The organism is Paraglaciecola sp. IT1134 (assembly GCF_058068185.1).
Map to the genome: position 1 here is coordinate 3,855,260 of NZ_CM176486.1, position 26,272 is coordinate 3,881,531.

25 protein-coding genes and 2 pseudogenes are annotated in these 26,272 nt (G+C 44.4%); 17 read left to right on the top strand and 10 right to left on the bottom strand.

Annotation, left to right across the window (positions count from 1 at the left end; all coding sequences use genetic code 11):
• Nucleotides 1–24: 24 nt before the first annotated feature.
• Nucleotides 25–783, bottom strand: a complete 759-nt coding sequence (truC, locus tag AC3RV5_RS16850; RefSeq protein ID WP_489728749.1) for a tRNA pseudouridine(65) synthase TruC — start codon at nt 781–783, stop codon at nt 25–27.
• Nucleotides 780–1,127, bottom strand: a complete 348-nt coding sequence (locus AC3RV5_RS16855; protein WP_489728750.1) for a YqcC family protein — start codon at nt 1,125–1,127, stop codon at nt 780–782. The genes truC and AC3RV5_RS16855 overlap by 4 nt, the downstream gene beginning before the upstream one ends.
• 80 nt (nt 1,128–1,207) lie before the next feature.
• Here AC3RV5_RS16855 and AC3RV5_RS16860 point away from each other — a divergent pair, with 80 nt between their 5' ends.
• Both AC3RV5_RS16860 and AC3RV5_RS16865 read left to right on the top strand, forming a co-directional pair.
• Complete coding sequence (locus AC3RV5_RS16860) at nt 1,208–2,230, top strand: DUF3549 family protein (RefSeq protein ID WP_489728751.1); 1,023 nt, start codon at nt 1,208–1,210, stop codon at nt 2,228–2,230.
• Nucleotides 2,230–2,535, top strand: coding sequence for a DUF3301 domain-containing protein (locus AC3RV5_RS16865; protein WP_489728752.1), 306 nt, complete (start codon nt 2,230–2,232; stop codon nt 2,533–2,535). Before AC3RV5_RS16860 ends, AC3RV5_RS16865 begins: the two co-directional genes overlap by 1 nt.
• A gap of 822 nt (nt 2,536–3,357) precedes the next feature.
• On the opposite strand, the gene AC3RV5_RS16870 is transcribed toward AC3RV5_RS16865, so the two are convergent.
• Nucleotides 3,358–4,002, bottom strand: coding sequence for a GNAT family N-acetyltransferase (locus AC3RV5_RS16870; protein ID WP_489728753.1), 645 nt, complete (start codon nt 4,000–4,002; stop codon nt 3,358–3,360).
• A 110-nt stretch (nt 4,003–4,112) separates the two neighbouring features.
• Between AC3RV5_RS16870 and AC3RV5_RS16875 the strand changes: the two genes are divergently transcribed.
• Nucleotides 4,113–4,343 (top strand): DUF2789 family protein, encoded by a 231-nt coding sequence (locus AC3RV5_RS16875; RefSeq protein ID WP_489728754.1) that lies wholly within the window; start codon nt 4,113–4,115, stop codon nt 4,341–4,343.
• A 46-nt stretch (nt 4,344–4,389) separates the two neighbouring features.
• Here the strand turns inward: AC3RV5_RS16875 and AC3RV5_RS16880 are convergent, their stop codons facing one another.
• A complete protein-coding gene (locus tag AC3RV5_RS16880) occupies nt 4,390–4,758 on the bottom strand; it encodes a DUF3192 domain-containing protein (RefSeq protein ID WP_489728755.1) in 369 nt (122 codons plus the stop codon).
• 191 nt (nt 4,759–4,949) lie between these two features.
• On the opposite strand from AC3RV5_RS16880, the gene AC3RV5_RS16885 reads away from it, so the two are divergent.
• A complete protein-coding gene (locus AC3RV5_RS16885; RefSeq protein WP_489728756.1) occupies nt 4,950–5,246 on the top strand; it encodes a hypothetical protein in 297 nt (98 codons plus the stop codon).
• A 14-nt stretch (nt 5,247–5,260) separates the two neighbouring features.
• On the opposite strand, the gene syd is transcribed toward AC3RV5_RS16885, so the two are convergent.
• Nucleotides 5,261–5,833 (bottom strand): SecY-interacting protein, encoded by a 573-nt coding sequence (gene syd, locus AC3RV5_RS16890; protein WP_489728757.1) that lies wholly within the window; start codon nt 5,831–5,833, stop codon nt 5,261–5,263.
• Between the two features lie 127 nt (nt 5,834–5,960).
• Here syd and queF point away from each other — a divergent pair, with 127 nt between their 5' ends.
• The 6 genes from queF (at nt 5,961) to AC3RV5_RS16920 (ending at nt 12,080) form a co-directional block, all read left to right on the top strand.
• Nucleotides 5,961–6,800, top strand: a complete 840-nt coding sequence (gene queF / locus AC3RV5_RS16895; RefSeq protein WP_489728758.1) for an NADPH-dependent 7-cyano-7-deazaguanine reductase QueF — start codon at nt 5,961–5,963, stop codon at nt 6,798–6,800.
• A gap of 88 nt (nt 6,801–6,888) precedes the next feature.
• A complete protein-coding gene (gene ppnN, locus AC3RV5_RS16900; protein WP_489728759.1) occupies nt 6,889–8,247 on the top strand; it encodes a nucleotide 5'-monophosphate nucleosidase PpnN in 1,359 nt (452 codons plus the stop codon).
• Nucleotides 8,248–8,368: 121 nt separating this feature from the next.
• The gene (locus tag AC3RV5_RS16905; RefSeq protein ID WP_489728760.1) at nt 8,369–8,743 is read left to right on the top strand and encodes a DUF3192 domain-containing protein; all 375 of its coding nucleotides are present in this window, start codon (nt 8,369–8,371) and stop codon (nt 8,741–8,743) included.
• A 13-nt stretch (nt 8,744–8,756) separates the two neighbouring features.
• Nucleotides 8,757–10,496 (top strand): HDOD domain-containing protein, encoded by a 1,740-nt coding sequence (locus tag AC3RV5_RS16910; RefSeq protein WP_489728761.1) that lies wholly within the window; start codon nt 8,757–8,759, stop codon nt 10,494–10,496.
• A gap of 120 nt (nt 10,497–10,616) precedes the next feature.
• On the top strand, nt 10,617–11,624 hold the full coding sequence (locus tag AC3RV5_RS16915) for an isocitrate dehydrogenase (RefSeq protein ID WP_489728762.1): 1,008 nt from the start codon (nt 10,617–10,619) through the stop codon (nt 11,622–11,624).
• 153 nt (nt 11,625–11,777) lie between these two features.
• Complete coding sequence (locus AC3RV5_RS16920; protein ID WP_489728763.1) at nt 11,778–12,080, top strand: ComEA family DNA-binding protein; 303 nt, start codon at nt 11,778–11,780, stop codon at nt 12,078–12,080.
• A 53-nt stretch (nt 12,081–12,133) separates the two neighbouring features.
• On the opposite strand, the gene galU is transcribed toward AC3RV5_RS16920, so the two are convergent.
• Nucleotides 12,134–13,027 carry a UTP--glucose-1-phosphate uridylyltransferase GalU gene (gene galU / locus AC3RV5_RS16925; RefSeq protein ID WP_489728764.1) on the bottom strand — a complete coding sequence of 298 codons (894 nt, stop codon included), beginning with the start codon at nt 13,025–13,027 and terminating at the stop codon, nt 12,134–12,136.
• Nucleotide 13,028: 1 nt separating this feature from the next.
• Nucleotides 13,029–14,369, bottom strand: a complete 1,341-nt coding sequence (locus tag AC3RV5_RS16930; protein ID WP_489728765.1) for a UDP-glucose dehydrogenase family protein — start codon at nt 14,367–14,369, stop codon at nt 13,029–13,031.
• A 357-nt stretch (nt 14,370–14,726) separates the two neighbouring features.
• Here AC3RV5_RS16930 and AC3RV5_RS16935 point away from each other — a divergent pair, with 357 nt between their 5' ends.
• The 7 genes and pseudogenes from AC3RV5_RS16935 to tnpC (AC3RV5_RS16965) all read left to right on the top strand — a co-directional run.
• On the top strand, nt 14,727–15,083 hold the full coding sequence (locus AC3RV5_RS16935; protein ID WP_489728766.1) for a hypothetical protein: 357 nt from the start codon (nt 14,727–14,729) through the stop codon (nt 15,081–15,083).
• 157 nt (nt 15,084–15,240) lie between these two features.
• Nucleotides 15,241–15,918, top strand: a complete 678-nt coding sequence (locus AC3RV5_RS16940) for a YjbF family lipoprotein (RefSeq protein WP_489728767.1) — start codon at nt 15,241–15,243, stop codon at nt 15,916–15,918.
• 21 nt (nt 15,919–15,939) lie between these two features.
• Nucleotides 15,940–16,680, top strand: a complete 741-nt coding sequence (locus tag AC3RV5_RS16945) for a capsule biosynthesis GfcC family protein (RefSeq protein ID WP_489728768.1) — start codon at nt 15,940–15,942, stop codon at nt 16,678–16,680.
• Nucleotides 16,681–16,736: 56 nt separating this feature from the next.
• Complete coding sequence (locus AC3RV5_RS16950) at nt 16,737–18,809, top strand: YjbH domain-containing protein (protein ID WP_489732192.1); 2,073 nt, start codon at nt 16,737–16,739, stop codon at nt 18,807–18,809.
• A gap of 153 nt (nt 18,810–18,962) precedes the next feature.
• Nucleotides 18,963–19,634: pseudogene (locus AC3RV5_RS16955) on the top strand (DUF6444 domain-containing protein); the annotation flags it as partial.
• A gap of 101 nt (nt 19,635–19,735) precedes the next feature.
• Nucleotides 19,736–21,139 (top strand): IS66 family transposase, encoded by a 1,404-nt coding sequence (gene tnpC / locus AC3RV5_RS16960; protein ID WP_489728769.1) that lies wholly within the window; start codon nt 19,736–19,738, stop codon nt 21,137–21,139.
• A 139-nt stretch (nt 21,140–21,278) separates the two neighbouring features.
• A pseudogene (gene tnpC / locus AC3RV5_RS16965) lies at nt 21,279–22,007 on the top strand (IS66 family transposase); the annotation flags it as partial.
• Between the two features lie 352 nt (nt 22,008–22,359).
• On the opposite strand, the gene wecA reads toward tnpC (AC3RV5_RS16965), so the two are convergent.
• The 3 genes from wecA to AC3RV5_RS16980 all read right to left on the bottom strand — a co-directional run bounded on the left by wecA (nt 22,360) and on the right by AC3RV5_RS16980 (nt 25,908).
• Entirely contained in the window at nt 22,360–23,418 is a 1,059-nt protein-coding gene (gene wecA / locus AC3RV5_RS16970; RefSeq protein ID WP_489728770.1) for a UDP-N-acetylglucosamine--undecaprenyl-phosphate N-acetylglucosaminephosphotransferase, read from the bottom strand.
• 530 nt (nt 23,419–23,948) lie between these two features.
• Nucleotides 23,949–24,689, bottom strand: coding sequence for a glycosyltransferase family 2 protein (locus tag AC3RV5_RS16975; protein ID WP_489728771.1), 741 nt, complete (start codon nt 24,687–24,689; stop codon nt 23,949–23,951).
• A 40-nt stretch (nt 24,690–24,729) separates the two neighbouring features.
• On the bottom strand, nt 24,730–25,908 hold the full coding sequence (locus AC3RV5_RS16980) for a glycosyltransferase (protein WP_489728772.1): 1,179 nt from the start codon (nt 25,906–25,908) through the stop codon (nt 24,730–24,732).
• Nucleotides 25,909–26,272: the final 364 nt, after the last annotated feature.

Here is a 26,272-nt window from a genome sequence, read left to right on the forward strand (position 1 = left end):
TTCCTCAATGTTATCGATGTAATGTTACCTATTATCCAGCGGCAAATCTAACTCACTAAAATCCTTTTCCTTCAGCCCCCAAAGTTCGAGCAATGCTTGCAAGCGCGGATCAAATACCGCGCCTATCGTCAGGGGTTGGTCACTGAAAGGATGCAGAAGTTCGAGTTGATGACAGGTTAAAGCTAACCCATCAAAGGTGAACTGCTGGCGCACAAAGTTGTTATGTTTACCATCACCATGGGTGGTGTCGCCCACTATAGGGTGGTTGATGTGACACATATGTCGTCGCAACTGATGTTTGCGACCTGTCTTAGGCGTTAATTTTACCAATGAATATCGCGCACTGGCATACCTACCAACAGCAAAGGGCAATTCGAAGGTGCGAAGTGGCGTGTAATATGTCTGGGCTGTTTGGGCTGGCTTGTCAGTTTTGACCATCTTATCGGCAATTTTATCCAGTTTTTCTTTCAAGGCATAATCGATAGTTCCCGGCTCTTTCACATGACCACGGACAATTGCATAATAGGTCTTGCTGATCTGATGTTGGGCAAATTGCTCATTGAGTGATCTGGCCACATCAGATGAAAGTGCAAAAATAAGTACCCCAGAGGTCGGCCGATCCAGGCGATGGACCGGGAATACATGCTGACCTATCTGATCTCTAAGCATCTGCATGGCAAAACGTGTTTCGTGTTTATCAATAGGGCTACGATGAACCAACAGACCTGGTGGCTTGTAAATCGCCACCAAATAGGTGTCTTGATACAATATTTGCAAACTCAACCCCTGGCTCCTGTGAGTAGAAGATCAAACCTGGCAATAGTCCCCAGTGCCGCACCCATTGTGTGTTGCGTCTTATATCGTTCTTGAGCCATGGGCAATAGGCCAATCTTATTTGGCAACTCTCGCCCCTGCTCAAGTAACTCACCTAGGGTTGGGATAAAAACAAACTGTAACCATTGCTCAAAGTACATGCGATCACAGGCAAAAGGCGCGGTACTGCTTATAGCCCAATCAGAGGGGCATTCAGAGCACCACAAATTTGCGGCTTTTAGTGACGTTTCAAGTTCAATCAACAGCGCCTTGGTTTGGACTTCCAAGGCACTACGTGGCATTCTTTGCTGCATAAAATTCCAATTCAAAAACGGTGATAAATTCACCATTGTTAATGTGCTTCGTACGTTTTCGCGGCAGTTTATAGGTAAACATGAATCAAATCAGCTCCATCAGCGAATTTCTTCTCCAGGCCAAAACCGAATACCGGGTGTTTGACATGGGCCGGGGGATCCGGCCGGTTACAGACCAAACCTTTTTAGAAATAGAAAATGCCAGTCTTGCGGCCCCTAACCCACGGTTACAACACGCTTGGTTTGGGCTGATTTTTTTTAGCCGAGAATTAAGCAATGAACATTATATTTGGTTTGTAAAGTTACCTCTGGACGAGCAAGGGCTGGTCATTACGGCGACCCGTAATCATTTTTTGCAGATCATTACCGATGCCCTGGGCCAACAACTTGAATACAACAACGACCCCAAAGGCAGTCTGCCGGAGAACCCCTATAGCTTTTTACCAAATCAACAGCAATTGGCTGATTTTAATAGCATTAGTCGCAATGCTTTATCTTTGCCACCCAGCACCTTTTATCCATTGGCACAGACATATTTTAAGCACCCCAAACAACAAGATTGGCAACAAGTGCCGTTGCAGGGGATTGCGGACATTGCAGCGCTTACGTCCCAAAAAGCCACGGTATCATTACTTATAAACAGCTTTTATGACCTGGCACCACAGGTGAGAACACACTTGTTAGCTTCCCTGGAAAACCACGTCATCGACGCACGTCTAAGCCATTTTCTCATCGACTGGTGTCAGGCTAATTTAGATCAGGTTTCACAGCTCCAACATGGACTGCGAGCCTTGTCGCAAAGTTCAGCTCAAGTACCGGTAAAAAACCTACTAATTAAAGTCTTACAATCCGAGCAGGGTATTAACGTTAATATTATGGTATTGATCGCCGCAAGGCATTGGCAGTATTTCAGTGATGCAGATCTTCTGGCGTTATACATCAACCGATTGGCTGAACTGGACGAGCAGTTATTTATCAGCTTGTATACCGATTTAGTTCAGATCCCTTCCATTCGCCCTTGTATTTTGGACGTGCTCCGCTGGCCAGAAAAATCTGCCACGCTCACCGGGATCATCGGTCAACTATTGAGTGGCCAAGCCTGATGAACCTTTTTGATCTCACAGTGCTGTTAGTGATCCTCGTTATCGGTCTGCAATTTTGGCGCATTAGGGCAATCACCGAGAAGGCTAACCAGTATCTGACGTCTTATTGTGAAACCCACCAACTGCAACTAATAAGTGTCGCCAGACATAAAACCCGTTTAGGCAGTTATCGAGGCAAGTTAGACTGGCAAAGCGGTTTTATTTTTGAATTTTCCGGAAATGGGGAAAACAGTTATCAAGGAGAATTGATGATGAGCGGATTGGCGATATTGAAAGTAGATACACCAGCTTACCGGGCTGATTAATCTGCGTTTGTCCGTCAGGCCGCCACTGCGGTGGCCTTTAAAAGCGTAAAGGCCTAACCTGAAAAACTTCAAGCCACGCCTTTACAGAAAAGTGAAGGTTCTTCTCAGCCCTCCATTGCTAATAAAGCCTTAATTACATCCTTGTTTTTTGTACTTCCATCTATTCATCCCTGCGACACGTCCAATGTGGCATTTCCATTGCGACACTCCCTGTGTGGCACCTCCGGTGTGGCACTCCTCCTTGAGCTGGTCCTTATCTTGTTACCCATTTCCTAAATGGGCGGCTCATCATGAGCTCTTTTGTCCTTTACACATTCATCCTAAATGTGGCACTTCCATTGCGACACTCCCTGTGTGGCACTTCCAGTGTGGCACTCCTCCCTAAGTGGTCCTTTTCCTTGTTACCATTTCCTAAATGGGTTGCTCAATATCCGAGCCTATCCTGATAATCCCTATTACGGCTAAATCCATTAGCAGTATTCCTCATCTATGAGGTTGTCCAAGCCATCCTTGTATCATCCTGATCCGTCGTGATTCCTTGTGACGCAGATAAAGATATAACAACCAGAAAAATTTTCGATAGTCGTTTCCCTTAATTATCGCGGGGTTATTATACTAAAGTCTAATACTGAGGAATTTTTTGTGCAAAAACAGCCGGTTATATTTTTTACCTGCACAAAACCAACAGATATCAGTGCTTTTGTCTTACACGTCTGTACGAGATTTCGTACAAACGTGTGGGGTTATTTCTTACGAGGATTTATGGGAAGAAAATTCATTAAATAGCAGATCCACTTTAATAGACGCAATAAAAGTAAATTATTAAATTTTTTGTCGAAACATTAACTGGCCAGAGAATTGTCCGACTTGCAATTCTTCAAGCAACTGGTAATTTCCATCAGCAAAAAATGCCAGACACTTAGGTAGGGTTACAAACACTGCGACCCCCTCACTCCTGTCATCTTCAAACATGACACTGTCGATAGCATTCATTAAAATATGACCAAGACCGTGATGTTGATGATCAGGATGCACGCCTATAAATGACAGCATATGATAATGTTCAGCAGGAATATGCTCTCTTACTTTTTGCTCTTTATCAACCATTTGTCTGGTACCAAGGAAGCCCGCAGTAAGCAACATTTTGAGCCGCCAATGCCAGAAACGACCTGGACCAAACGCAGCATCCGGGCCTATTAAACAAGCAACAGCCAATAATCGGTCTTCGTCAAACAGACCAATCATCGGTTGCTTTGCCAACCAAAACGCGTTTAACTCTTCCCGTATAGCAGAACGCAAACGCGATTCATATCCGTCTTTTTCGATCTGAAATATATTTACAAAAAGCGGGTCATCATGATAAGCCTGATACAAGATCGATGCGGCTATTTTAAGATCCTCAGCAGCCAGATACACTGCTTTGATATTGTCTAGTTTAAGGTCCTCGACCGCGTTAGAAATGGCCATGCTGGTCTCTCCTGGAGATTTGGATACGCTAGTGGAACATACAACATATGTTAATATATTGTAAATAATTATTTGATTTAAAACAAAAAACCACTATTTGGAGTATATCGATGGAAAAGTATCACACAACTATGAGCGATTTATTCGAACAGTTGGGTTTAGCCAGTACAGAGGGTGAGATAGAGCAATTTATCTCGGAGCACAAAGGGTTGCGCCAGGGCATACACATAGAAGACGCAGAGTTTTGGAGCCGGCAGCAGGCCGACTTTATTAAAACAGCACTGTTGGAGGATGCGGAGTGGGCTGAGCTCATTGACCAACTTAATACTCGCCTTCGCTAATATAAATTGGCATCAAGGCCCACGCCATGATGCCCTTACCCCAATCCTATTTATTCAGTAGAGCGTAGGCTGAATCTCCCCACCCCACTAACATGTCATTACGCAATACCAGTGGGGTACATTCATCTTTTGTGGTTATACCGTCGCTATCTTTGCGCTGGGTTCTAAAATACAATACATGGTATTTATCACCATCTTTTTCAAAAAACTCACTGTAATCTGGCACCCCTAGCCGATCCGAGACCTGCTGCATGCTGAGCTGCGGTTGCAAATTAGCAATACTTTTGCGATTTTTTTGTTCTCTGTCTTGCCAATCTGAGTGATATTCATCACGTCCGTCACCATCTACTGAGATAACGCAACCTGATAAGGCTAATGTCAAACCGAGAGAGGTGATTAAGAGTAGTTTTTTCATGTATGACTCCTTGAAAGTCGAGTTTATTATTTTAGTTGTAGGCACTATTTACTTATGCGCTTGTAGAACCTTGTATACAAAAATAACGCCACATCTATATCTTATTGATTTAACTAAATATTAAATATTTACAGTGGGTTCGGATTAGTTTTAAATGGGACATCACACTACTTATTCGTCTAATTGACTAAATGAACAACAACCAACTCTATATTGTTAGCGTATGTCAGCAGCTGGTAAGCGACGGCAAAAAGCCCACAGTTGCCTTAGTGCGTAATCGTGCACAGCGCTCACTAACCATCCCAGAAATAATCAAAGGCATACAGAATTGGCAACATAGTCCGAAGCAGACTGTGCTTGTGCCAGACGATACGCCGCCGAACATTAAGGACTCACCAGCAAATCTGGACAAGCGGGTCAGCTTACTCGAACAACAGGTTTTACAGTTAACTGCGGCCGTAAAAGCGTTAACAAACAGAGACAGCTAAGGGTTAAGCTGGGTTTATGTCAGGCTTGGGGCCGAGTCACTGGGCGTGATATCAGTTAAAAAAGCGGCCAAGTTAGGCGCTATAACTTTTTGCGGTTGCAAACCAACCTGTTCCAACATCACTTCCCCACTTTGATTATGCACACTTAAGATAAAGTCATCTTGATCCGTGAGAGCAAAAAATAAGGTTTCCGGCTGGCGCAACCGCCTTTTCATTAATATATGCCCCACCAAATTTTGTTGCAGTATGGCAAAATCTTCGAGGTTCCAGGCCTGCAGCAATTGCAATTGTCCATGCTCGCTGTGAGCATAGATATTCTCACTCCAGTAATGGCCATAATAATCTTTAATATCCGGGTGAAGGATCAACTCCAGAGCCTGCTCCAAATCAGAAAGGTTTCCGGTTGGCCAGCGTTTTACCGGCTGCCAGCTAACAGTGACTATTTCCTCATGATCCGCCGGCGGCTGATAACACTCTGACGGCCACTTTGGATCATATTCGATACAGGCTATCGCCGGAAATATCATGCTGTGTTGCTTAAAACGTTGCATGAAATCATCCAGCGCTTCGATTACCGTTGAACTCATATACCTGTTCCAGCTAGGGCTATAATTTCGGCTAATGTATCATTAACAGAGTAATTCTGCGGCGAAAATTTTAGTCTGAGCAACGACTTGAGTTACAATGAACCCAGTGTAAGCCAAGGCCCAAAATATGAGCGAACTACCCAACACATCTGAATTATTAAGTCATCTGAGTCTCGGTAAAATCTCGGAATATAAAGAGACTTACTCCCCTGAACTACTTCAGGCAGTGCCAAGAAATTTAAATCGCCAGGCGTTAAATTTAACCGACACCTTACCTTTTACCGGGCAAGACAGATGGAATGGTTATGAACTTTCCTGGTTAAACCTCAAGGGCAAGCCACAGATCGCCATCCTGCGCTGTGAAGTTCCATTTAACTCTCCCAACCTGATTGAATCCAAATCTTTCAAGCTGTATTTAAATAGCTTTAATCAAACTAAAATAGCCTCCATAGAAGATGTGAAAAAGCTGCTTCGTAAGGATTTATCCGGCTGCGCGGGTTTACCCGTTAACGTACAAGTTTATAGTCGCCAAGAGTTTCCAGGTCTACAACTGGGCACCCTGGAAGCAGAATGTATAGATGATCTTGATATCCAGATTGACGAGTATCATTTGCAACCTCAAATATTAAAAATTGGCCACAGCGACACAACTGAAACCCTTTGCAGCCACCTGTTAAAATCCAATTGCCTGATCACTAATCAGCCCGATTGGGGCAGCGTATTGATCCGTTATCATGGTAAAAAAATAGATAAAGGATCTCTGTTACGCTATTTAATATCGTTTCGTCAACACAACGAATTCCATGAACAATGTGTCGAACGCATATTTTGTGACATCATGCACCACTGTCAACCACAAAAACTAACCGTCTATGCTCGTTACACCCGCAGAGGCGGGCTGGATATTAATCCCTTTAGAAGTAACTTTGAGAGCATTTACCCTGAGCAGCGATTAGCCCGCCAATAGTTACCCAGTTGAAAATTCAACCAATAGTGCCGGGCCCGGGTAATTTTAGTAAAGATGAATTCCTGTTTTATTTGAATTAAGGAAAAAGATGAAGAGTATACAACTGAACCCCGTCGGGTCGATGAGCCAACTTTCAAAAATTGAAGTGGACAGGTTAAATCAATCCCCCGATAGCCTACTTTATCGGTTGTTTCGCAATTGCTGCCTGGCAGTGTTAAATAGCGGTGCGGAAACCGATAATTGTGAAGATTTATTTATCAAGCACCAGGATTTTGATGTTCGCTTAATTAGCCGTGAGCGTGGGGTAAAGGTAGAACTGATCAACCCACCTGCCATTGCCTTTGTGGATGACAAACTGATCAAAGGCGTACATGAGCATATATTCTCCGTACTGCGCGATCTGTTGCACATGGGCGTAAGTTTTAACGGAGCAGAGTTTCCAGGCGTACCTGAAACCGCTTATATCACCCATAAAGTATTTGATATGATGCGCCATGCTCAAACCATAAAAAATACTGCCGAGCTGAATTTAGTGGTGTGCTGGGGTGGGCATTCCATAGGTGAGACAGAATACCAGTACACCAAAGCCGTCGGTTATCAATTAGGTTTGCGCGAACTAAATATCTGCACGGGCTGCGGCCCTGGCGCCATGAAAGGGCCGATGAAAGGTGCAACGATTGGCCATGCCAAACAACGTTACCGTACCGGCCGTTATTTGGGGATCACCGAGCCCAGTATTATTGCCGCCGAGCCCCCCAATGCAATTGTCAACGAACTGGTGATCATGCCTGATATCGAAAAGCGCCTCGAGGCTTTTGTCAGAATGTCCCATGCGATCATTGTTTTCCCCGGTGGCGCCGGCACGGCAGAAGAATTGCTGTATTTATTGGGGATCATGCTTAATGAGCAGAATAAAGAGCAAGTATTGCCTATCATTCTCACCGGGCCTAAGGCTTGTCAGGGCTACTTTGCCGCAATAGACAAATTTATTGGCGCTACCCTGGGCAAAGAAGCGCAGTCTTTGTACCAAATTATTGTCGACGATCCGGTTTTGGTGGCACAAAGTATTAATAATAAACGTGCCAAAGTCAGGGCTTATCGTAAGGAAACGGGTGACTCCTTTGATTTTAATTGGTCTTTGAAAATAGACCCGGAATTTCAGCAGCCCTTCACCCCAACCCATGCCAATATGACGGCTTTGAACTTACATTATGATCAACCTAAGGCAAGCTTGGCGGCTGATTTACGCAAAGCTTTTTCTGGGGTTGTAACTGGTAATGTTAAAGCTGAAGGCGTTAAACTCATCCGGGATAAAGGCCCATTTAAATTAAATGGCGACAGTGAATTAATGCAGATGATGGATGAGTTGCTGACATCGTTCGTGGTACAGCAACGCATGAAGCTACCGGGTAGCAAATATGTGCCTTGTTATGAAATTTTGCAGTAAAGTAGTGCCAGGGTGGATGTATAGGATGAGAAGCACAGATACGCGCTTAGTATATACTTCACCCCAAACGTAAAATGTATACACTGTTAAGTGATTAATCACAAATTGATATTGGCGTTCAATGAATAAAAAAATACTAATGAGAATTGGCTTTGGTGTGGTCTTGTATGGGCTTTTTGTAGCAGCAGTGCTGCTGTTTTATCCTGACAGACCCCAAGACATGGATTGGAAAGACAGAGAAGAATACAATAAGGTCCAAGTCTCCAAGCTTGAGTTGGGTTTGAGCAAACATCAAATACTTGCCATTTTCGGGGGCCCGGACATCAGCGAAGCCAAGAAGTCGGCGCAAAATACCTGGCAGGTGTTGTTTTACCGCACTCAGCATATCAAAGCCGACGGCATCACCACCCAGGATGAATGTACTGCCCTGTTGCTAGAAAATGATAAGTTGGTGGCTTGGGGTGATAGCGCCTATCAAGATTACGTAAACCGATAGGTAATTTCGCTCTGTGCCGGCAGAATTAATTAAACAGCAGTATCAGAGCTTAGCCACACTGTTGTCGTCTTATCGTAGCGAGCCATTGTCTAGCGACCTGATCCAGCAAACGCTGAAATTTTGTGGCTCGCTATTACACGTAGCTAAATCCCACCCAGATGCAACCTTTGCCCAACTGCAGCTCTACAAAAAAAAGCTGCCTTATGTTTATAACCTGAGCTTTAATTGTTGCCTGTATAGCGCATTACTTGGTGCGCGTAACAAAATAAATGACACGACCAGCCAACAGCTCATGTGTGCGGCTATTACCTTATTTGCTTTCGAACAGAAAATTATCGAACAATATTATACTAAGGATACCGAGGAATTAGCGGGAAAATTAAACCGGCGCTTATGTCAGGTATTGCAAAAAACCCGGCAAGAAACCTGGCTGAGGGGTTATCAGTTAAGCCCCCATATCCATCGTAATCTGGGTGATCAAATAAGCCAATTAGATCGATTAAGCAAAGACCAAGCAATATTAGTCATTGCGGCCAGACTCGCCTTTTTAACCACCCCAAATGCACGTTTTAAAAAGCTCAATTTTGCCGATGCCCTCAGAAAAACTATTATTGCCAGCCCTGCCCCCTGTTATCAGCTATATGCCCCGCTGCTGGATTACCCTGGCCTGGTGCCACCAGGCAGCTATATACGACTGCCTGACACGGGCTATGCCGTGGTATTGGCGGTTACCAAGCAAGACGTTGTGGTTCGCAACTTAAGCGGTAAGGAAACCAATTGGGCTTCGCAAATTAGCCGGCTGGCTCGCAGCACGATCAACCGAAGTTTTACCGGCGATGGACTGAGCCGGTTCGACAAAATTAGTCAGTGGTGGGGCGATGATTGGACCCAGTACCAAGGGACTCCACAAACAACGTCTGAGGATATTATAAATACACCTTTTAACCACAGTTACAACATTAGTCACCCGCCTAGCACCTTAGTTGATATCCAATGCCAACTGAATCAGCCCGAGCAAGACATTAAAAAACTGGCCAAGGCTATCGCTAAAGAGCCGGCATTCGCCGTGCATCTGCAAAACACAGCGACTCAGAGCAGCCGCGAAAAACTGCCTGTTTTGGCAATACAACACAGCTTGATGGTGCATGGCTTTGCCCGTTCCGGCAGCATTATTATGCAACAGGCTTTGCTTAGCCGGATCAATCAGCATTATTTCCCGCTGCAACACCATTTTATCAACTTCACCCAACTAAGAGGTTACCTTGCCAGTTGCCTGGCTAAAGAATGTGACCTGGGTCTTCCTGAACAGGCCTGCACCTTGGCTTATTTTGCCAGCAGTGGTTTATTTACCCATCCCGCCCTGAAGATCCAGAGCAAGTGGGTAAGGGGCGAGACACAGATCTTTGATATCAGCCAACTGGTTGTTTGCCAACGAGCAGAACAACTAGGCTTGCAAGCTGTTGCACTGGCAGAGGCCTGGCATCAGCCGAGTCATGAAATTGTTGCATTACGTACCCATAATCACATGCCACAACCGCAAACGAGCAAAGGCAGTTCAGCGAAACTGGCGGCCTTATTAGGTATGAGTTTGCTGATGGCCAGACAAGTGTTTTTTGCTGAGCCCCAGTTGTGCAAACAGGGGCAACAGTACGCCAAAGACGCCTTGCTGTTGCTTGACCTAAAGCCTCAGAAAATCGAGACAATTAAAGACCAATCTGTGGCCTATTGTCATGTGTATTCGCCAATTGATTGAGGCGCCATGGCATAGTTTCACTGGTGAAAAAGTGCTATTTGTGGTATAAATCGCGCCCCAAAATATCGCTCACGCTGAACAATTTTATAGAAAGCCACGACTAACTTTAAGGAATTTATTATGACTCAACAACGTATAACAGTAATACGCGGGGACGGAATAGGCCCGGATATAATCGACTCCGCGTTACAAATTTTAGACAAAGTCGGTTGTAACTTTGCATATGACTTTGCGGATGCAGGTTTAGTGGCGTTGGAAAATCATGGTGAGTTACTACCCCAGGAAACCCTGGACCTTATCGGTAAAAATAAAGTGACTCTTAAAGGGCCGCTGACCACACCTGTTGGCGAAGGGTTTACCTCAATCAATGTGAGTCTGCGTAAAAAATTCCAGTTATACGCCAACTTGCGCCCGGTATTGTCATTCAAGGGTACCAAGGCTAGATATGAAAATATCGACATCATTACCGTACGTGAAAATACCGAAGGTATGTATTCGGGGTTAGGCCAAGTGGTTTCTGCCGATGGCAACGAAGCACAAGCGATGAGTAAAATCACCCGCACCGGCGCCGAACGTATCTTGGTATACGCCTATGAAATGGCCCGCAGGGATAAACGCAAGAAAGTGACCGCAGTACACAAGGCAAACATTCTAAAATCCACTTCAGGGTTATTCTTGAAAGTCGCCCGGGAAGTAGCCCAGCGTTATCCGGATATTGAATCGACAGAAATGATCGTCGATAACGCCTGTATGCAATTGGTAATGAACCCTCATCAATTTGATGTAATAGTCACCACCAACTTGTTTGGGGATATTATATCTGACCTGTGTGCCGGTTTAGTGGGTGGCTTGGGTATGGCACCCGGTGCTAATATCGGTACTGATTGCGCCATATTTGAAGCGGTACATGGCTCTGCTCCTGATATTGCAGGTAAAAATCTGGCCAACCCCACATCCGTGATCCTGGCTTCTATTCAAATGCTCGAGTATTTGGATATGAGTGAGCAAGCGGAAAAAATTCGTTATGCCCTAAAACAAGTCATAGAATCCGGTGATCGTACCACTCGTGACTTGGGTGGCGTGCACGGCACCAGTGATTTCACCCAAGCGATGTTAGAGCGCTTGTAAGCTCAAATATCTGCTGAAAAAAGTGGCCATAATGGGCCACTTTTTTTGACTTTTTTTTTAGCTTGGATTATTTCTTTACCAAAATACAAAGCTCGACTAGGGTTAATTTTGTGCAACTGCACTTAAATGGAACAATTTAACAAGGAGTTAATCATGAAAAAAATCCTCACCCCGCTATTTTTTGCATGTTTTATGTTGGTCAGTTACTCAGGGTTAGTACTTGCCCAGTCGGCTAGCGATGGAAGCAGTATATCAAAAACACAAAAAATTGATCTCAATACTGCATCAGTCGAGCAGCTTGTCTCTTTGCCTGGCATAGGTAACAAAAAAGCCGCCACCATCGTTGCATACCGAGAACAAAACGGTAAGTTCAGGTCAGTGGATGACTTGGCGAACGTTAAGGGTATCGGTTCAAAAATGGTATTGAAGTTGGCAGATGCTGTAGAAGTAAAATAAAAAAAAGCCGCTTGATAATATATCAAGCGGCTTTAACCCTTCTTATAGTGAATTTATTTCACTATCTCGTGTAAAAACTCGGTGAATTCTGCCCCCACTTCAGGATGACGCATGGCATATTCAACATTGGCTTTCATGTAGCCCAGCTTGCTGCCGCAGTCATGGCTTTTACCTTTTAGAAAATAAGCATCAACCTGTTCGGTACGCATCAGCGCATCAATGGCATCCGTTAACTGTATCTCATCCCCAGCGCCTGGGGGGGTTTTAGCCAATAGATCCCACACTTTTTCAGATAACACGTACCGCCCTACAACGGCTAAATCAGAAGGTGCATCGGCCAGATTTGGCTTTTCAACCATACCGTGAATTTTCGCTGACTCACCAGGTGAAATATTAACGCCGTCTAAGTCTACAATACCGTATTTGCTAATATCCTCCTGGGGAACACTTTCCACCATGATTTGACTGACTTGACTGGTATTAAACTTAGCCGTCATATCTGCCAGATTGTCCTTCTTAAGATTACACGTACCTTCATCAATAATAACATCAGGCAATATCACTGCAAAAGGTGCATTACCCACCATAGGGCGAGCGCACAGCACAGCGTGGCCAAGGCCTTTAGCTACACCTTGGCGAACATGCATTATGGTGACATCACGGGGGCAAATGGCCTGAACCGCTTCTAATAATTGACGTTTAACACGTTTTTCTAACGTCGCTTCTAACTCGAAGCTAGTATCAAAATGGTTTTCTATGCTGTTTTTACTGGCGTGGGTCACCAATATGATTTCTTTGATCCCGGCATTCACACACTCGGATACCACATATTGAATAAGAGGTTTGTCGACCAGTGGCAGCATCTCTTTGGGGATCGCCTTAGTGGCGGGCAGCATACGTGTACCTAATCCAGCAACTGGGATAACTGCCTTTTTCACTTGACTCATTTTATTTCTCCTTGACTGATAGTCCGCGACCTATGGCATAGTAATGCAAGCCGTATTCCAGCATCATGTTAGGTTCGAATAAATTACGCCCGTCGAATATCAGCGGCGAAGTAAGTTTTTGTTTTATTAAGGCAAAATCCGGGGCCCGAAAGGCCTGCCATTCCGTACAGATCACCAGGAAATCTGCGCCATTAAGCGCTGACTCTTTCGTGCCCATCAGGCTCAGATCGTCACGGCTACCGTAAATGCGTTGGGTTTCTTCCATCGCTTCTGGATCATAAGCTTTCACTTTAGCTCCGGCTTTCCAGAGGCTTTCCATCAGCACACGACTCGACGCTTCACGCATATCATCGGTATTAGGTTTAAATGACAGCCCCCAAATAGCAACGGTTTTGCCTTTCACATCACCGCCAAAATGGCGCATGATGTATTCAAACAGTTTCTCTTTCTGGGCGTAGTTGACCGCCTCAACAGCTTCGAGGATTTGGGCGGTATAACCCACACCAGTGGCACTGCGAACCAGGGCTTGTACATCTTTGGGGAAACAAGACCCCCCATAACCACAACCGGGATAAATAAACTGATAACCAATACGCGGATCAGAGCCAATGCCGCGACGTACGTTTTCGATATCGGCACCAAACAACTCGGCCAGATTAGCCATTTCATTCATAAAGCTGATCTTGGTAGCCAGCATACAGTTGGCGGCATATTTGGTCAGCTCGGCGCTACGAATATCCATCATGATGATTTTGTCGTGATTACGATTAAAGGGTGAATAAAGCTCCCGCAGTTTTTTCTCGGCGGACTCACTGGTGGTACCCAAAATAATGCGATCAGGGCGCATGCAATCATTAACCGCCGCCCCCTCTTTTAAAAATTCCGGGTTGGATACCACATCGAACGTTAAATCCTTGCCCAATTCAGTGAGCGTCTCATTCACTTTGGCTTGCACTTTATCTGCTGTGCCCACAGGCACAGTAGATTTGTTGATGATGATTTTATGTGATTGCATATGCTGAGCAATACTTGTGGCTACAGCTAATACGTATTTTAAGTCAGCTGAGCCGTCTTCATCGGGCGGCGTGCCTACGGCAATAAAAATGACTTCGCCGTGTTCGACACCGCGGGCAGCATCAGTAGTAAAATCAACACGACCGGCTTCATAGTTACTGTTTACCAGCGGTGTAAGGCCCGGCTCATAAATAGGAATGTGGCCTTGTTTTAATCTATCAACCCTGTTCTGGTCAATATCCACACATACCACATCGTGGCCCACTTCAGCCATAACCGCGGCTTGCACCAGCCCTACATAACCAATCCCAAATACTGTAACTTTCATCTAACTAAACTTCCTTAAAGTAATTCCTGACAGACACTACTGACTAAATATGACAAAATTTTGATAATAAGAGCAAAAACAGTGCCTAAACGCAAGGCTGGGATGAAAGAGATTTTTAACCTAACTGTTTGGTCTGACCCCGCACCAGGCAAGCTGATCATTTTATCACTGACAATGAGCAAAATATGCTGTACCCTGCCGGTGAAAATTAATTCTCATGGTAAGACTATCAACGGATGGCACATGGGGAATAATTATTCATTTTCGTAGCTGATTTGCGAACACCTATTGAGCTTGGCAAAGTATTCAATTAGAATCACGAGAGTTGCGTTTTAATTTAAATTGAAGGGAAATACTATGAAAAAAATTCTTATGGCTGCTGCAGTCGCTTTATGTTTCGCAGGTAACTCCTTTGCTCAAGAAAATGCCGGTGGTAACGCTGCATCTGATTCAGCATTTGGTGATGTAGACAAATCAACTGTTGCCGCGGGCGTTGTAGGCCTTGGTATTCTTGGTGCTGTTGTTGCTAACAACCGTGGAAACGCAAAAGTAGCTCCAGACCCAGGCCCAGGTGACCCAACTTGTAATGGCGATGACCCTTTAGTTGACGGCGTATGTGTTGGTACTACTAGCACTGTTACTGTTACTGGCACTGGCACTATGACCAGCACCGTTACTGTTCCAGTGACTTTCACTTATACACCCACTGCGTAATATTACTTTTAGTTGAAAAGCCGCCATTAGGCGGCTTTTTTATTACGCGCTCTCCCTGCACTACACCTAAAGGCCGACCTGCGGGCGTTCTAATAAGCTCCCAGCCTATTAGTATTGCTGTTTTCAAATCCTTCTTTTTCCGGACAGATAGACCAAAATGAATCTGAAATCCTTAACGCTTAGCGCAGTGGTATTAATATTTATCAGCGGTTGTAGCGGTACTTACCATTCATATTATGAAACTCTGAGATTGGCCATTGCAGAACCGACAGATGCTCAGATGTCGCTTTCAGAAGTGCAACAATCAGATATAGATGTTATTTCAGTAAAGCGCGGGGAGCGACCTGCCGTCATAATGGCGTTAGCTTACCTAGAAAATGGCCAGCATAAATGGGTTTCAAGCGACAACGCCATGCTCATAATGGATCAGGGCCGCATTGTTCGTACTTTGGGACTAAAAGAAAATTTACTTTATCTTGGCAATACCGAAACAGATCCACTCAAAGCTCTTCCTTCTGACATGCAAAAAAATCAATGGCAAAGCGCAGCAGATTACACCGGCGACCAATACGGTTACCCGCTAGTATCAACGTTCACTGCAGGCAAAAGTATTGAGTTACAGGCACTAACACTGAATATAGACACCTTACATTTTGTTGAAAATGTAAGTTACTTAGCGCCGGCAAACTTTATTCGTCTTAATACCCATTGGCAAAACCATTACTGGTACGACAAACAAAGCGGCGAACTGCTCAAAAGTACCCAGCGCATTTCTCCTCTGGCGGAACCACTGGAAATTACCTACTTAAGCCGTATGGCCCGCATGAATCAATAATAGTCACCGGATAAAACACCAATGAATAAATTATATTTGATACTTTTGTTATCAGTAACTTACTTGGCATGCAATAACGCTAAGGCCGAAGTAACAGTGATGGTTAACCAACAGCAATATGTATTTGCAAACGAACCTCGTTTGGTTGAAGTTTTAGCCCCCCTGGCGGCTCAGAAAAACGGGTATTGGCCCGCCGCTGCATTATATAAAATAGATAATAGTGAGCTGGAAGATACACGCCAACAGGCACTTAACCAGTTATCGATATTGGCGGAAAACCAAAGGCAAAAGGACTCACAACTCAAATTAGCTATAGAGCAACTTGCTACAGATATCGCAAGCTGGACATTAGCGCGCAGACTACCTATAGCAATTGATTATGACCTGGCACGTATCACGGCCGCTGCTAATCCACGATTTACCCAGGGCCGGTATCTACTGCGCTTAACGCAACGCTCAAACATTGTGCGGGTATTGGGTGCGGTTAATTACTCACAGCAAATTGCCCATTTGGGCCACGCCGATGTTAGTGATTATATAACTAAGCTACCTCTCACTGACTTGGCCGATAAAGACATAGTCATACTTATTCAAGCCGATGGCAGAGTAATCACAGCGCCGGTAGCTTACTGGAATAAAAAGCATCAAGAAGTCATGCCTGGCAGCCAACTCTTTGTGCCCTTTAAACAGAGTCTGTTTATCCCTGAACTTAGCAAAATCAATCAGCAGTTAATAAAACTCGCCGTCAACAGGGTGTTGTAAATATGACAAACAAGAAACAAATCCCCATAAATCATTATTTAATTGTTTTCGCAGCGATGGCTATTAACACAACAGCCGGTGCACAAGCAGCTACAGAAACCTGGGATTTAACGCCCATTGGTAGCTCGTTAATGGTGCACGGTGGCACAGGCCTTATTCAAACCCCCACAGCACGCATGCTCACCGACGGTGACTTACGAGTAAGCTACACAGACAACGATCAATATCGCTTTTGGTCAGTAACCATGCAGTTGTTCCCGTGGATGCAAACTACTTTTAGATACACAGATACTCGAACTCGCCTTTATAGTAAGTCCCCAGGCTTTAGTGGTGATCAAACTCTCAAAGACAAAGGTATTGATGCCAAGTTCCGTTTATTAACTGAAAGTTACTATCTACCTGAGATATCCATAGGTTTTCGTGATTTTGGCGGCACGGGTTTTTTTGAAAGTGAATTTATCGGTTTAAGTAAACAAGCGGGTAATTTCGACTTTCATGTGAATATGGGCTGGGGATATTTGGGCACATCGGGCAATACATCCAATCCGTTTTGTGATTTCAGCGATAGCTATTGTGATCGCCCCAGAGGGTTTAGCGGCCGTGGCGGCAAAGTTGACTATCAGCGGTTCTTCAAAGGCCCAGCTTCTGTATTTGGAGGCGTAGAATACCAAACCCCTTGGCAGCCACTGCGCATAAAACTCGAGTATGAGGGTAATAACTATATTAACGACCAAGCCGGCGCATTAACACAAGATAGCCGTTGGAATATCGGTGCAGCATACAGCTGGAATGACTTCGATTTTAGTGTTAACTATCAACGAGGCAATACCATTGGCTTTGGTATCAATTATAATTTTAATTTACATACTATAAGCCAAGTAAAAGTTGATAGCCCACCTCGCGCGTTATCGCTTACAAAAATAAATAATTTCTCAATGGAGCAGATAGATCGAACTAGGTTTACTCAAGATTTATATTATCAAGCCGGTTTTGCGGTAAGTACATCTCATCTCACTAAAACAGATGTCACTCTTTACGGGCAACAAACGAGCTACCGGAATGAAGAGGAAGCGGTAGAACGAGTCGGACGTATCATGGCTTCGGAGTTGCCTGAATCGGTAAAAACCTATCATATAGTCAATACCGTAGGCTCTATTCCTTTGGTGGAAACAATTATCGATGCTGATGCCTTTAAAACTCAAGCTAAATACCAAACCCTTGAGCCTGATTTACCTAACACCTATCAGCGCCAAGATCTTAGTCAAACCACAATAGATAACTACCACCCCAAAAATACCGCCGGCTTTTTTACCGGTATCGAGACCTTCTGGATCCAAACCTTTGGCAATCCAGAAGATTTTTATTTATACCAGGCAGGGGTTCTAGTTAATGGGGGTTATAGTTTCGATGGTAAAACCAGTATTGCAGGTGCTATCAAGGTTAATCTATTTGAAAATTTCGATAAATTTAATTTCACCACCGACAGTGCACCAAGCAGTTTACCCAGGGTACGCACTAACGTTAGGGAGTATGTATCCAATCGTGAAGTAACCATGGAAAACCTGTTTTTACATTGGAACGACCGCATTGCGCCTAATCTTTATGCCCAAGTCTATGGTGGCTATCTTGAGACTATGTTTGGTGGTGTGGGTGCTGAATTGCTCTATCGCCCAGTAGATAGCAACCTGGCGTTTGGCTTTGATATCAACTATGTGCAGCAGCGTTCTTACGAGAATGATATCGAGTTTTTTGATTACAAAGTATTAACCGGCCATGCTAATATATACTGGCAACCGCCATTTTTACCAGACACCCAGCTAACCTTCAATATTGGCCAGTACTTGGCCAAGGATAAAGGTGTAACCATTGATTTCGCTAAACGCTTCGACAGTGGCATAGTTGTAGGTGCTTATGCGGCGATTACCAATGTAAGTTCGGTCGAATACGGCGAAGGCAGCTTCACAAAAGGCTTTTACCTATCTATACCCTTCGATCTGTTTTCACTCACGCCAGCCAAAGGCCGCGGCCGCTTACCTTGGATCCCCATTGCAAGAGATGGAGGCCAAGCGTTAAATAGACCCATTAGCCTTTACAATATTACAGAGGATCGCTCACCGTTTTATAAGTAATCCCCGTAAGATTAAGCAAACCAACTGAATTGAGTTTGCTTAATTTTTATCTATTCATATAACACATCAATATATCAATGCCTTTCAGCCAGATTACGGCGTAACCGTTCACCCAGGGCAATCGCATTAAAATATTTATTTTGCATGATCCCGATGATCCTATTGCGCGATCCCGCCCATGTGGCATGGTGTCAACATGACACGCAAAAAATCCCGTCCAGCCCCCCTAAAGCCGACACGCTTGAACAAGCCAATGCGCTTATTCAGTCGTTATGGGATAGGCTCAATGACATTGAAGACAGGCTGAAACAATCCAGTCGCAACTCTTCTCGCCCGCCTTATTCCGATGGCCCAGCGGCTGTAGATCGCCCGCGTAAAAGTAGCGGCGAGGCGCCCAGCCGGGGCATAAGGGCAGCAATCGCGCGCGAGTAGATGAGGTGGATGTGACACTGTCATATTATCCTCCCGGCGAATGTGCATGCGGGGGGGAAAGTGGTATCCAATGCCACGCCTTATTATCGTCATCAGGTGTTTGATATCCCTCAACAAGCCTACAACGTGACGGAGCACCCGCTTTATCAAGGTAGCTGTTGTCGCTGTGGGAAGGCTGTTCAGGCGACGTTGCCCGAAACCGTCGACAATGGTCATATGGGGGCCAACATGTTGGCCTTTATCGCCATACAGGCCGGGCAGTTCCATCAGAGTATCAGCCAAATCCAGCAACAGTTGCAGTAGAACTTCGGGGTGTACTTTAGCCGAGGGGCCATATCTGAAGCCCAAGGCAAGGTCAGCGCGATGCTCACGCCCGTTCATCAGCAGATCAAACGTAACCGTTCACCGGACAGGTATTGACATGTAAAAATATTTATTTTGCATGATCCCGATGATCCTATTGCGCGATCCCGCCCATGTGGCATGGTGTCAACATGACACGCAAAAAATCCCGTCCAGCCGCCCCTAAAGCCGACACGCTTGAACAAGCCAATGCGCTTATTCAGTCGTTATGGGATAGGCTCAATGACATTGAAGACAGGCTGAAACAATCCAGTCGCAACTCTTCTCGCCCGCCTTCTTCCGATGGCCCAGCGGCTGTAGATCGCCCGCGTAAAAGTAGCGGCAAACCGCGAGGCGCCCAGCCGGGGCATAAGGGCAGCAATCGCGCGCGAGTAGATGAGGTGGATGTGACACTGTCCTATTATCCTCCCGGCGAATGTGCATGCGGGGGGAAAGTGGTATCCAATGCCACGCCTTATTATCGTCATCAGGTGTTTGATATTCCTCAACAAGCCTACAACGTGACGGAGCACCAGCTTTATCAAGGTAGCTGTTGCCGCTGTGGGGAGGCTGTTCAGGCGACGTTGCCCGAAACCGTCAACAATGGTCAGATGGGGGCCAACATGTTGGCCTTTATCGCCATACAGGCCGGGCAGTTCCATCAGAGTATCAGCCAAATCCAGCAACAGTTGCAGCAGAACTTCGGGGTGTACTTTAGCCGAGGTGCCATATCTGAAGCCCACGGCAAGGTCAGCGCGATGCTCACGCCCGTTCATCAGCAGATCAAACAGCTAGTCCAGGATTCTACCGTTATCCACGCTGACGAAACCCGGCACAAGCGTGAGAATGAAAACCGCTGGATGTGGCTGGCCTGCACCGATGAATTATCCTGTTTTATGATCCACTACTCCCGGGCGCAACATGCCGCCAGGGCATTATTAGGCGACGTCACCGAAGCCGTGATCGTTACCGATCAATATGCGGGCTACCATTATCTCCCCCCATCTCAGCGGCAATTTTGCTGGGCCCATATTTTACGTAATGTGGGGGCAATAGCAGATAGTTGGGGGCCGAATAAACCCATAGGGCAGCGATTAGAAACCTTGATCCATCTTATCTTTCGTACCCGCCACCGATTTGAGCGAGGGGAGCTATCGCCTTATTTGTATCAAAAGCGTATGGGTAAACTACGCAAACGTTGGCAAGCCACCCTGGAACATGCCACCGAAGCTTGTGTTACCCCGCGGTATCGAAACCGCTGCGGATTATTGCTCAAACACGATGAAAGCTGTTGGACATTTCTGACGGATAAGGATATTCCTCTGACCAACAACGAGGCAGAGCGCTCCTTGCGCAGCTATGTACTGTGGCGCAAAGGCAGTTATGGCGTGTACTCACACCGGGGCGAGCAATTTCGGCAACGCATTCTCACCATTGTAGAAAGCTGCCGCAAGCTGGGGGCCAATCCTCTGGACTGGCTAAGGCAAATCGTCCACGCCGTGATCACTCGCTCGGAATATCCGGCACTGCCTGAACTAACGGCCTTAAGTCAATAGCTCCCCGGTGAACGGTTACAGATCAAACAGCTAGTCCAGGATCCTACCGTTATCCACGCTGACGACAAATGCTTCGGGAAAGCATTTGAACCGCTTCAGCGTGCCGTGAAACGGTGAGCCTCAGGGATGAGGTGAGTAAACCCGGCACAAGCGTGAGAACGAAAACCGCTGGATGTGGCTGGCCTGCACCGATGAATTATCCTGTTTTATGATCCACTACTCCCGGGCGCAACATGCCGCCAGGGCATTATTAGGCGACGTCACCGAAGCCGTGATCGTTACCGATCAATATGCGGGCTACCATTATCTCCCCCCATCTCAGCGGCAATTTTGCTGGGCCCATATTTTACGTAATGTGGGGGCAATAGCAGATAGTTGGGGGCCGAATAAACCCATAGGGCAGCGATTAGAAACCTTGATCCATCTTATCTTTCGTACCCGCCACCGATTTGAGCGAGGGGAGCTATCGCCTTATTTGTATCAAAAGCGTATGGGTAAACTACGCAAACGTTGGCAAGCCACCCTGGAACATGCCACCGAAGCTTGTGTTACCCCGCGGTATCGAAACCGCTGCGGATTATTGCTCAAACACGATGAAAGCTGTTGGACATTTCTGACGGATAAGGATATTCCTCTGACCAACAACGAGGCAGAGCGCTCCTTGCGCAGCTATGTACTGTGGCGCAAAGGCAGTTATGGCGTGTACTCACACCGGGTCGAGCAATTTCGGCAACGCATTCTCACCATTGTAGAAAGCTGCCGCAAGCTGGGGGCCAATCCTCTGGACTGGCTAAGGCAAATCGTCCACGCCGTGATCACTCGCTCGGAATATCCGGCACTGCCTGAACTAACGGCCTTAAGTCAATAGCTCCCCGGTGAACGGTTACCATGCTCCGTTGGAATAATGATGAAATTTTGCCGGTGCTCCGAGCAAAAAAACAGACGTGCTATATTGATCGCTTACAGTGAAAAGATACTAACGGTCCGTGGCCACGCACAGATAAAAACGTTCTAGTTAATAAAGCTATTACACAGCAGGCTGATCCTGACTAAATAACAAGTGTATGTTAGCTAGCAAACTACAGAAAGGCCTCGCTAAGCGACAAAGTCTGAATTAAGATTTATAGGAAATTGAATATGGAAACCTAGAGGTAAATTATGGAGAGTGAATATATTACGACCTTGATGAAAGACTCATCAAGGCCTAACAGTTTAGTTTATTACTTTCTGAACCAGCGGGATATTTTCCACACATGAATAAACGAATAGTCGTACGCAAGAAATATACCGATGAACAAGGCTAACATCAGTACCTCTGGGAGATCGTAAAACTCACCCGTCAAACCAAAACCAGCCATGCCAATTGCAAGCGCAGCTATTGATACCAACGCCTTCTCAGATGAGAAACCAAAACGCATAAAAATATGATGCAAATGATCACGGTCGGCAGACAAAGGTGATTTGCCCTTTTTTACCCTTCTGTGCATTACAGCAAACATATCCATCAAGGGTATGGCAATTATCCATAGAGCAGTAACAGGTCGAAAGCTCGCTTCACCGTTTTGAGTGCCTAATACCAACAGCCAAATAACGCTAAGGCCGATCATCATGCTGCCCGCATCACCCATGAAAACTTTACCAAACACTCGGCGCAAACCACCTAGATTAAACAATAAAAAGGCAGATAGTGCTGCTACGAAAATAGCGGATATCGTAAATAAATCGACATTATTAGCCCAGTAAAACAACACACATAAGCTAGCGAAGGTGACCCCACCTAATACGCCCACTAGACCATCAATGCCATCGGTCATGTTAAAAGCATTAATAGCTGTCGCAACCGCCAGTAGAGTAACTGGTAAAGCGAATATGCCTAAGTGCACATTCCCAAAACCTAAAAGGTTCCCCATGTCGTATAAAGCATGCCCTGCACCTACCACCAAGATAGAAGCAATAAGCAATTGGGCAATCAAACGCACTTTAGCGCTGACATCATAAAAATCGTCTAAGCCACCAATCAGCACCATAAACGAACACGAGATCATATATAGTTTAACTAACTGAGATTCAGGCAAAAAAACCTGTGAGACAATCAGTACGGTAAAATATATAGCGATACCGCCTATAAGGGGTATTTCGCCTAAATGCTTTTTGCGCGCATCGGGCCGGTCAACCAAACCGATATTGGCTGCAATTGGCCGCAATCCTACAATAGATAAGCAAGCTACCGCAAATGCCCATATAAAAACTGAGTTGTATCCCTCAGATATAAAATCCATTGTATATCTCCAAAAATAAGTCGACGGATTATAGCATGCATTTTTTACCAAAAAACTACTAAAGGAGGTGATTTATAATTCTTTAGGCTTTTCGGCAAGCGAACTCTGTAATGTATCCCAGTCAATAGTCCCCCGGTGAACGCTTACGGTGAACGGTTACTTCTCACCATCGTAAAAAGCTGCCGCAAGCTGGAGGCCAATCCTATGGACTGGCTAAGGCAAATCGTCCACGCCGTCATCACTCGCTCGGAATATCCGGCACTCCCTGAACTAACGGCCTTAAGTCAATAGCTCCCCGGTGAACGGTTACTCGATGGCTTTGCGCATATCAGTTACCCCACACACGAGGATCACATTTAAAGATGTTGTGTCTGCAAACATATTCATATTGGCGCCCAAGGGATTGAATGAAACCCAGTGTGCTTAATATGTTCCAAGTATTGAAGACGGTGTTCGCCGGACGTTTACGGAAAACCTACCTAAATTACAATCAAGAATTAGTTCACCATTGCAAATAGGTACATTGTTAATTAGAAAAACTGAGGAATTTTAGATAGATTTTTACCTAATATGGCTCTTATCGCAGGAACGGAGTTATTTTTCATCGCTGAATAATCTTCCCTAGATTTAAGAAAAATATTTTTTAAGCTTCGATTGCTTTCACCACCAACGCGCATATTTATTAATACTTCAGGAATATAAGTTGACGAAACATTTTCTTTCCAAAGATAGCGGAGAAGAGAGTCATAATCAGCAGCAATACTATAATTTAAATCAAAACTACCATACTGCTTATAACATTCACGTTTCATATAAAATGTTGGGTGAGGTGGCATCCAACCATTTAAGATTTTCTTTCGATCAAAATCACCACTTACCCAACTACGGACGATATTGTGAATATCAGTGCGGGATACGTAATTTAAATCGCCGTAAACACTATCTACGTTGTGTCTCTGCAAAGTATACGCGATGTTTTTTAATACAGATTCATGTGAAAAAGTATCATCAGAATGTAGAAAACCAATAACATCACCTGTTGCTAATGCAATTCCTTTATTAAGCGCGTCATATATTCCATGATCCTTTTCACTCACGAAACAATCGATCATATCTTTATTATTTCTTAAAATGTCCAGTGTTCCATCTGTAGACTTACCATCTATAATAATATACTCAGTGTTCTTATAACACTGAGATCGAAAAGACTTCAATGTATCTTGTATGGTAGCTACACTATTCCAAGTAGCTGTTATTACCGTTATTTTCATAATACCGTATTACGTCCTCAAATATATTATTGGGTCAAGTTTAAGTGTATACGACACCAGGTGCGCTCTTACCCGTTTCGATAAACTCGATAGCTTGGCCGAACTTTAAAGCTTGTGCCGCCCAAGTATAATTATCTCTAATTAATGACTTACCATTTGCGGCCATCTTTCGTAATTCTTCCTTTGATAAGGCCATCATATGCCGCAAAGATTCTTCTAAATTTTCAGAGGATAACGAAATTTGCTTCCCACAATTTCGAACTTCTATATCAGCCCAAGGGGTTCCTGTTGTAGTAATAGTAGGAAGTCCAGCCGCGAGTGCCTCGCCGATAACAACTCCAAAGTTTTCAGTGAAACTTGGTAAAACAAAAAATTCAGCGCTTGAGAACGCACAGAGTTTATCAAATCCTGTAAGCATACCTAAAGTACTAATATTCTGCTCTATGCCTTCATCAACTATAATCTTTTTGATTTTTTCTTCATAATTCGAATAATCGGGGCCTACGATTAATAAACACCAATCTGTATTATTTTTTGCTACTTTAACCCAAGAATCCAAAAGCAAATCTAAACCTTTCTTTTTATGTAGACGCGACATGAACAGTATATACCTCTTATCACTGGTCAAGCCTAAGTGCCTTCTAGCAACACTACCTTCAGGCAAATCTTGATAATCATCATAATTTATACCATGAGGGACAACAGCTATAGGTGATTTAATACCTAAATTACGAACGGCATTGAGTTCTGCATCACAAGTTGTATGTATTAAGTTGGCTTGTTCGAAGGATTTTTTTTGGAATAATCCCCAAGCTATTTTCTTGCGTAACTCCCCTTGTGATAATGACCAGGGGTACAAAGCACCTCTGACAGATATTATGTGAGGAACATTAGTTTTTCTTGTCAAATTGTATGCAAGAAATGCTGGGTAATTCCATAGATTATTAGAGAATAAGATATCGGACGACTTCAATTCTGAAGTCAGTCTAACTCTTAATTCTTTAGAATAGCTTATTTTTTTTATACCGCTTTGCCGACACTGAACCCACGGAATCGAAAAACGCTCGATAAACTCGTTCTTCTCGTGCTCTGAATTTGCAATTGAATATATTTTCGAGTTGATAGCAAGTTCCTTTTGAATTGCATTTAACATGTTTGGCAAAGAATTGGCCGGACCGCCATATTCATCTGCAATATTTTCTATTACCGAAACCAACACCGAGAAAACCTCCCAAAAGACAAACAAAACCAAATAGCCAAAACCGAGTTAATAACCATCCCCGAATATGTATATATTTCTGAGGAAAAATATAGACTTAATAAAATAATATAACAACAAAGGATACATAAAAAGCATAAAATACTTTGTTCGATTTCGGTATTCCATGAAATATAGTAATAAACAAAAAACTAAAAGTCGTTCAGCACCAACCACGTAAATTGGGAAAAGCAATATCAAAAACTTAAATGATATAGACTTCTTTTTGGTGGTTGATATAAAAACAATCACATAAAAAACCAGCCATTTCAATATACTAGCGAATGTGTTATCTCCATAGTAGGTGACATAAAATACTATTTTT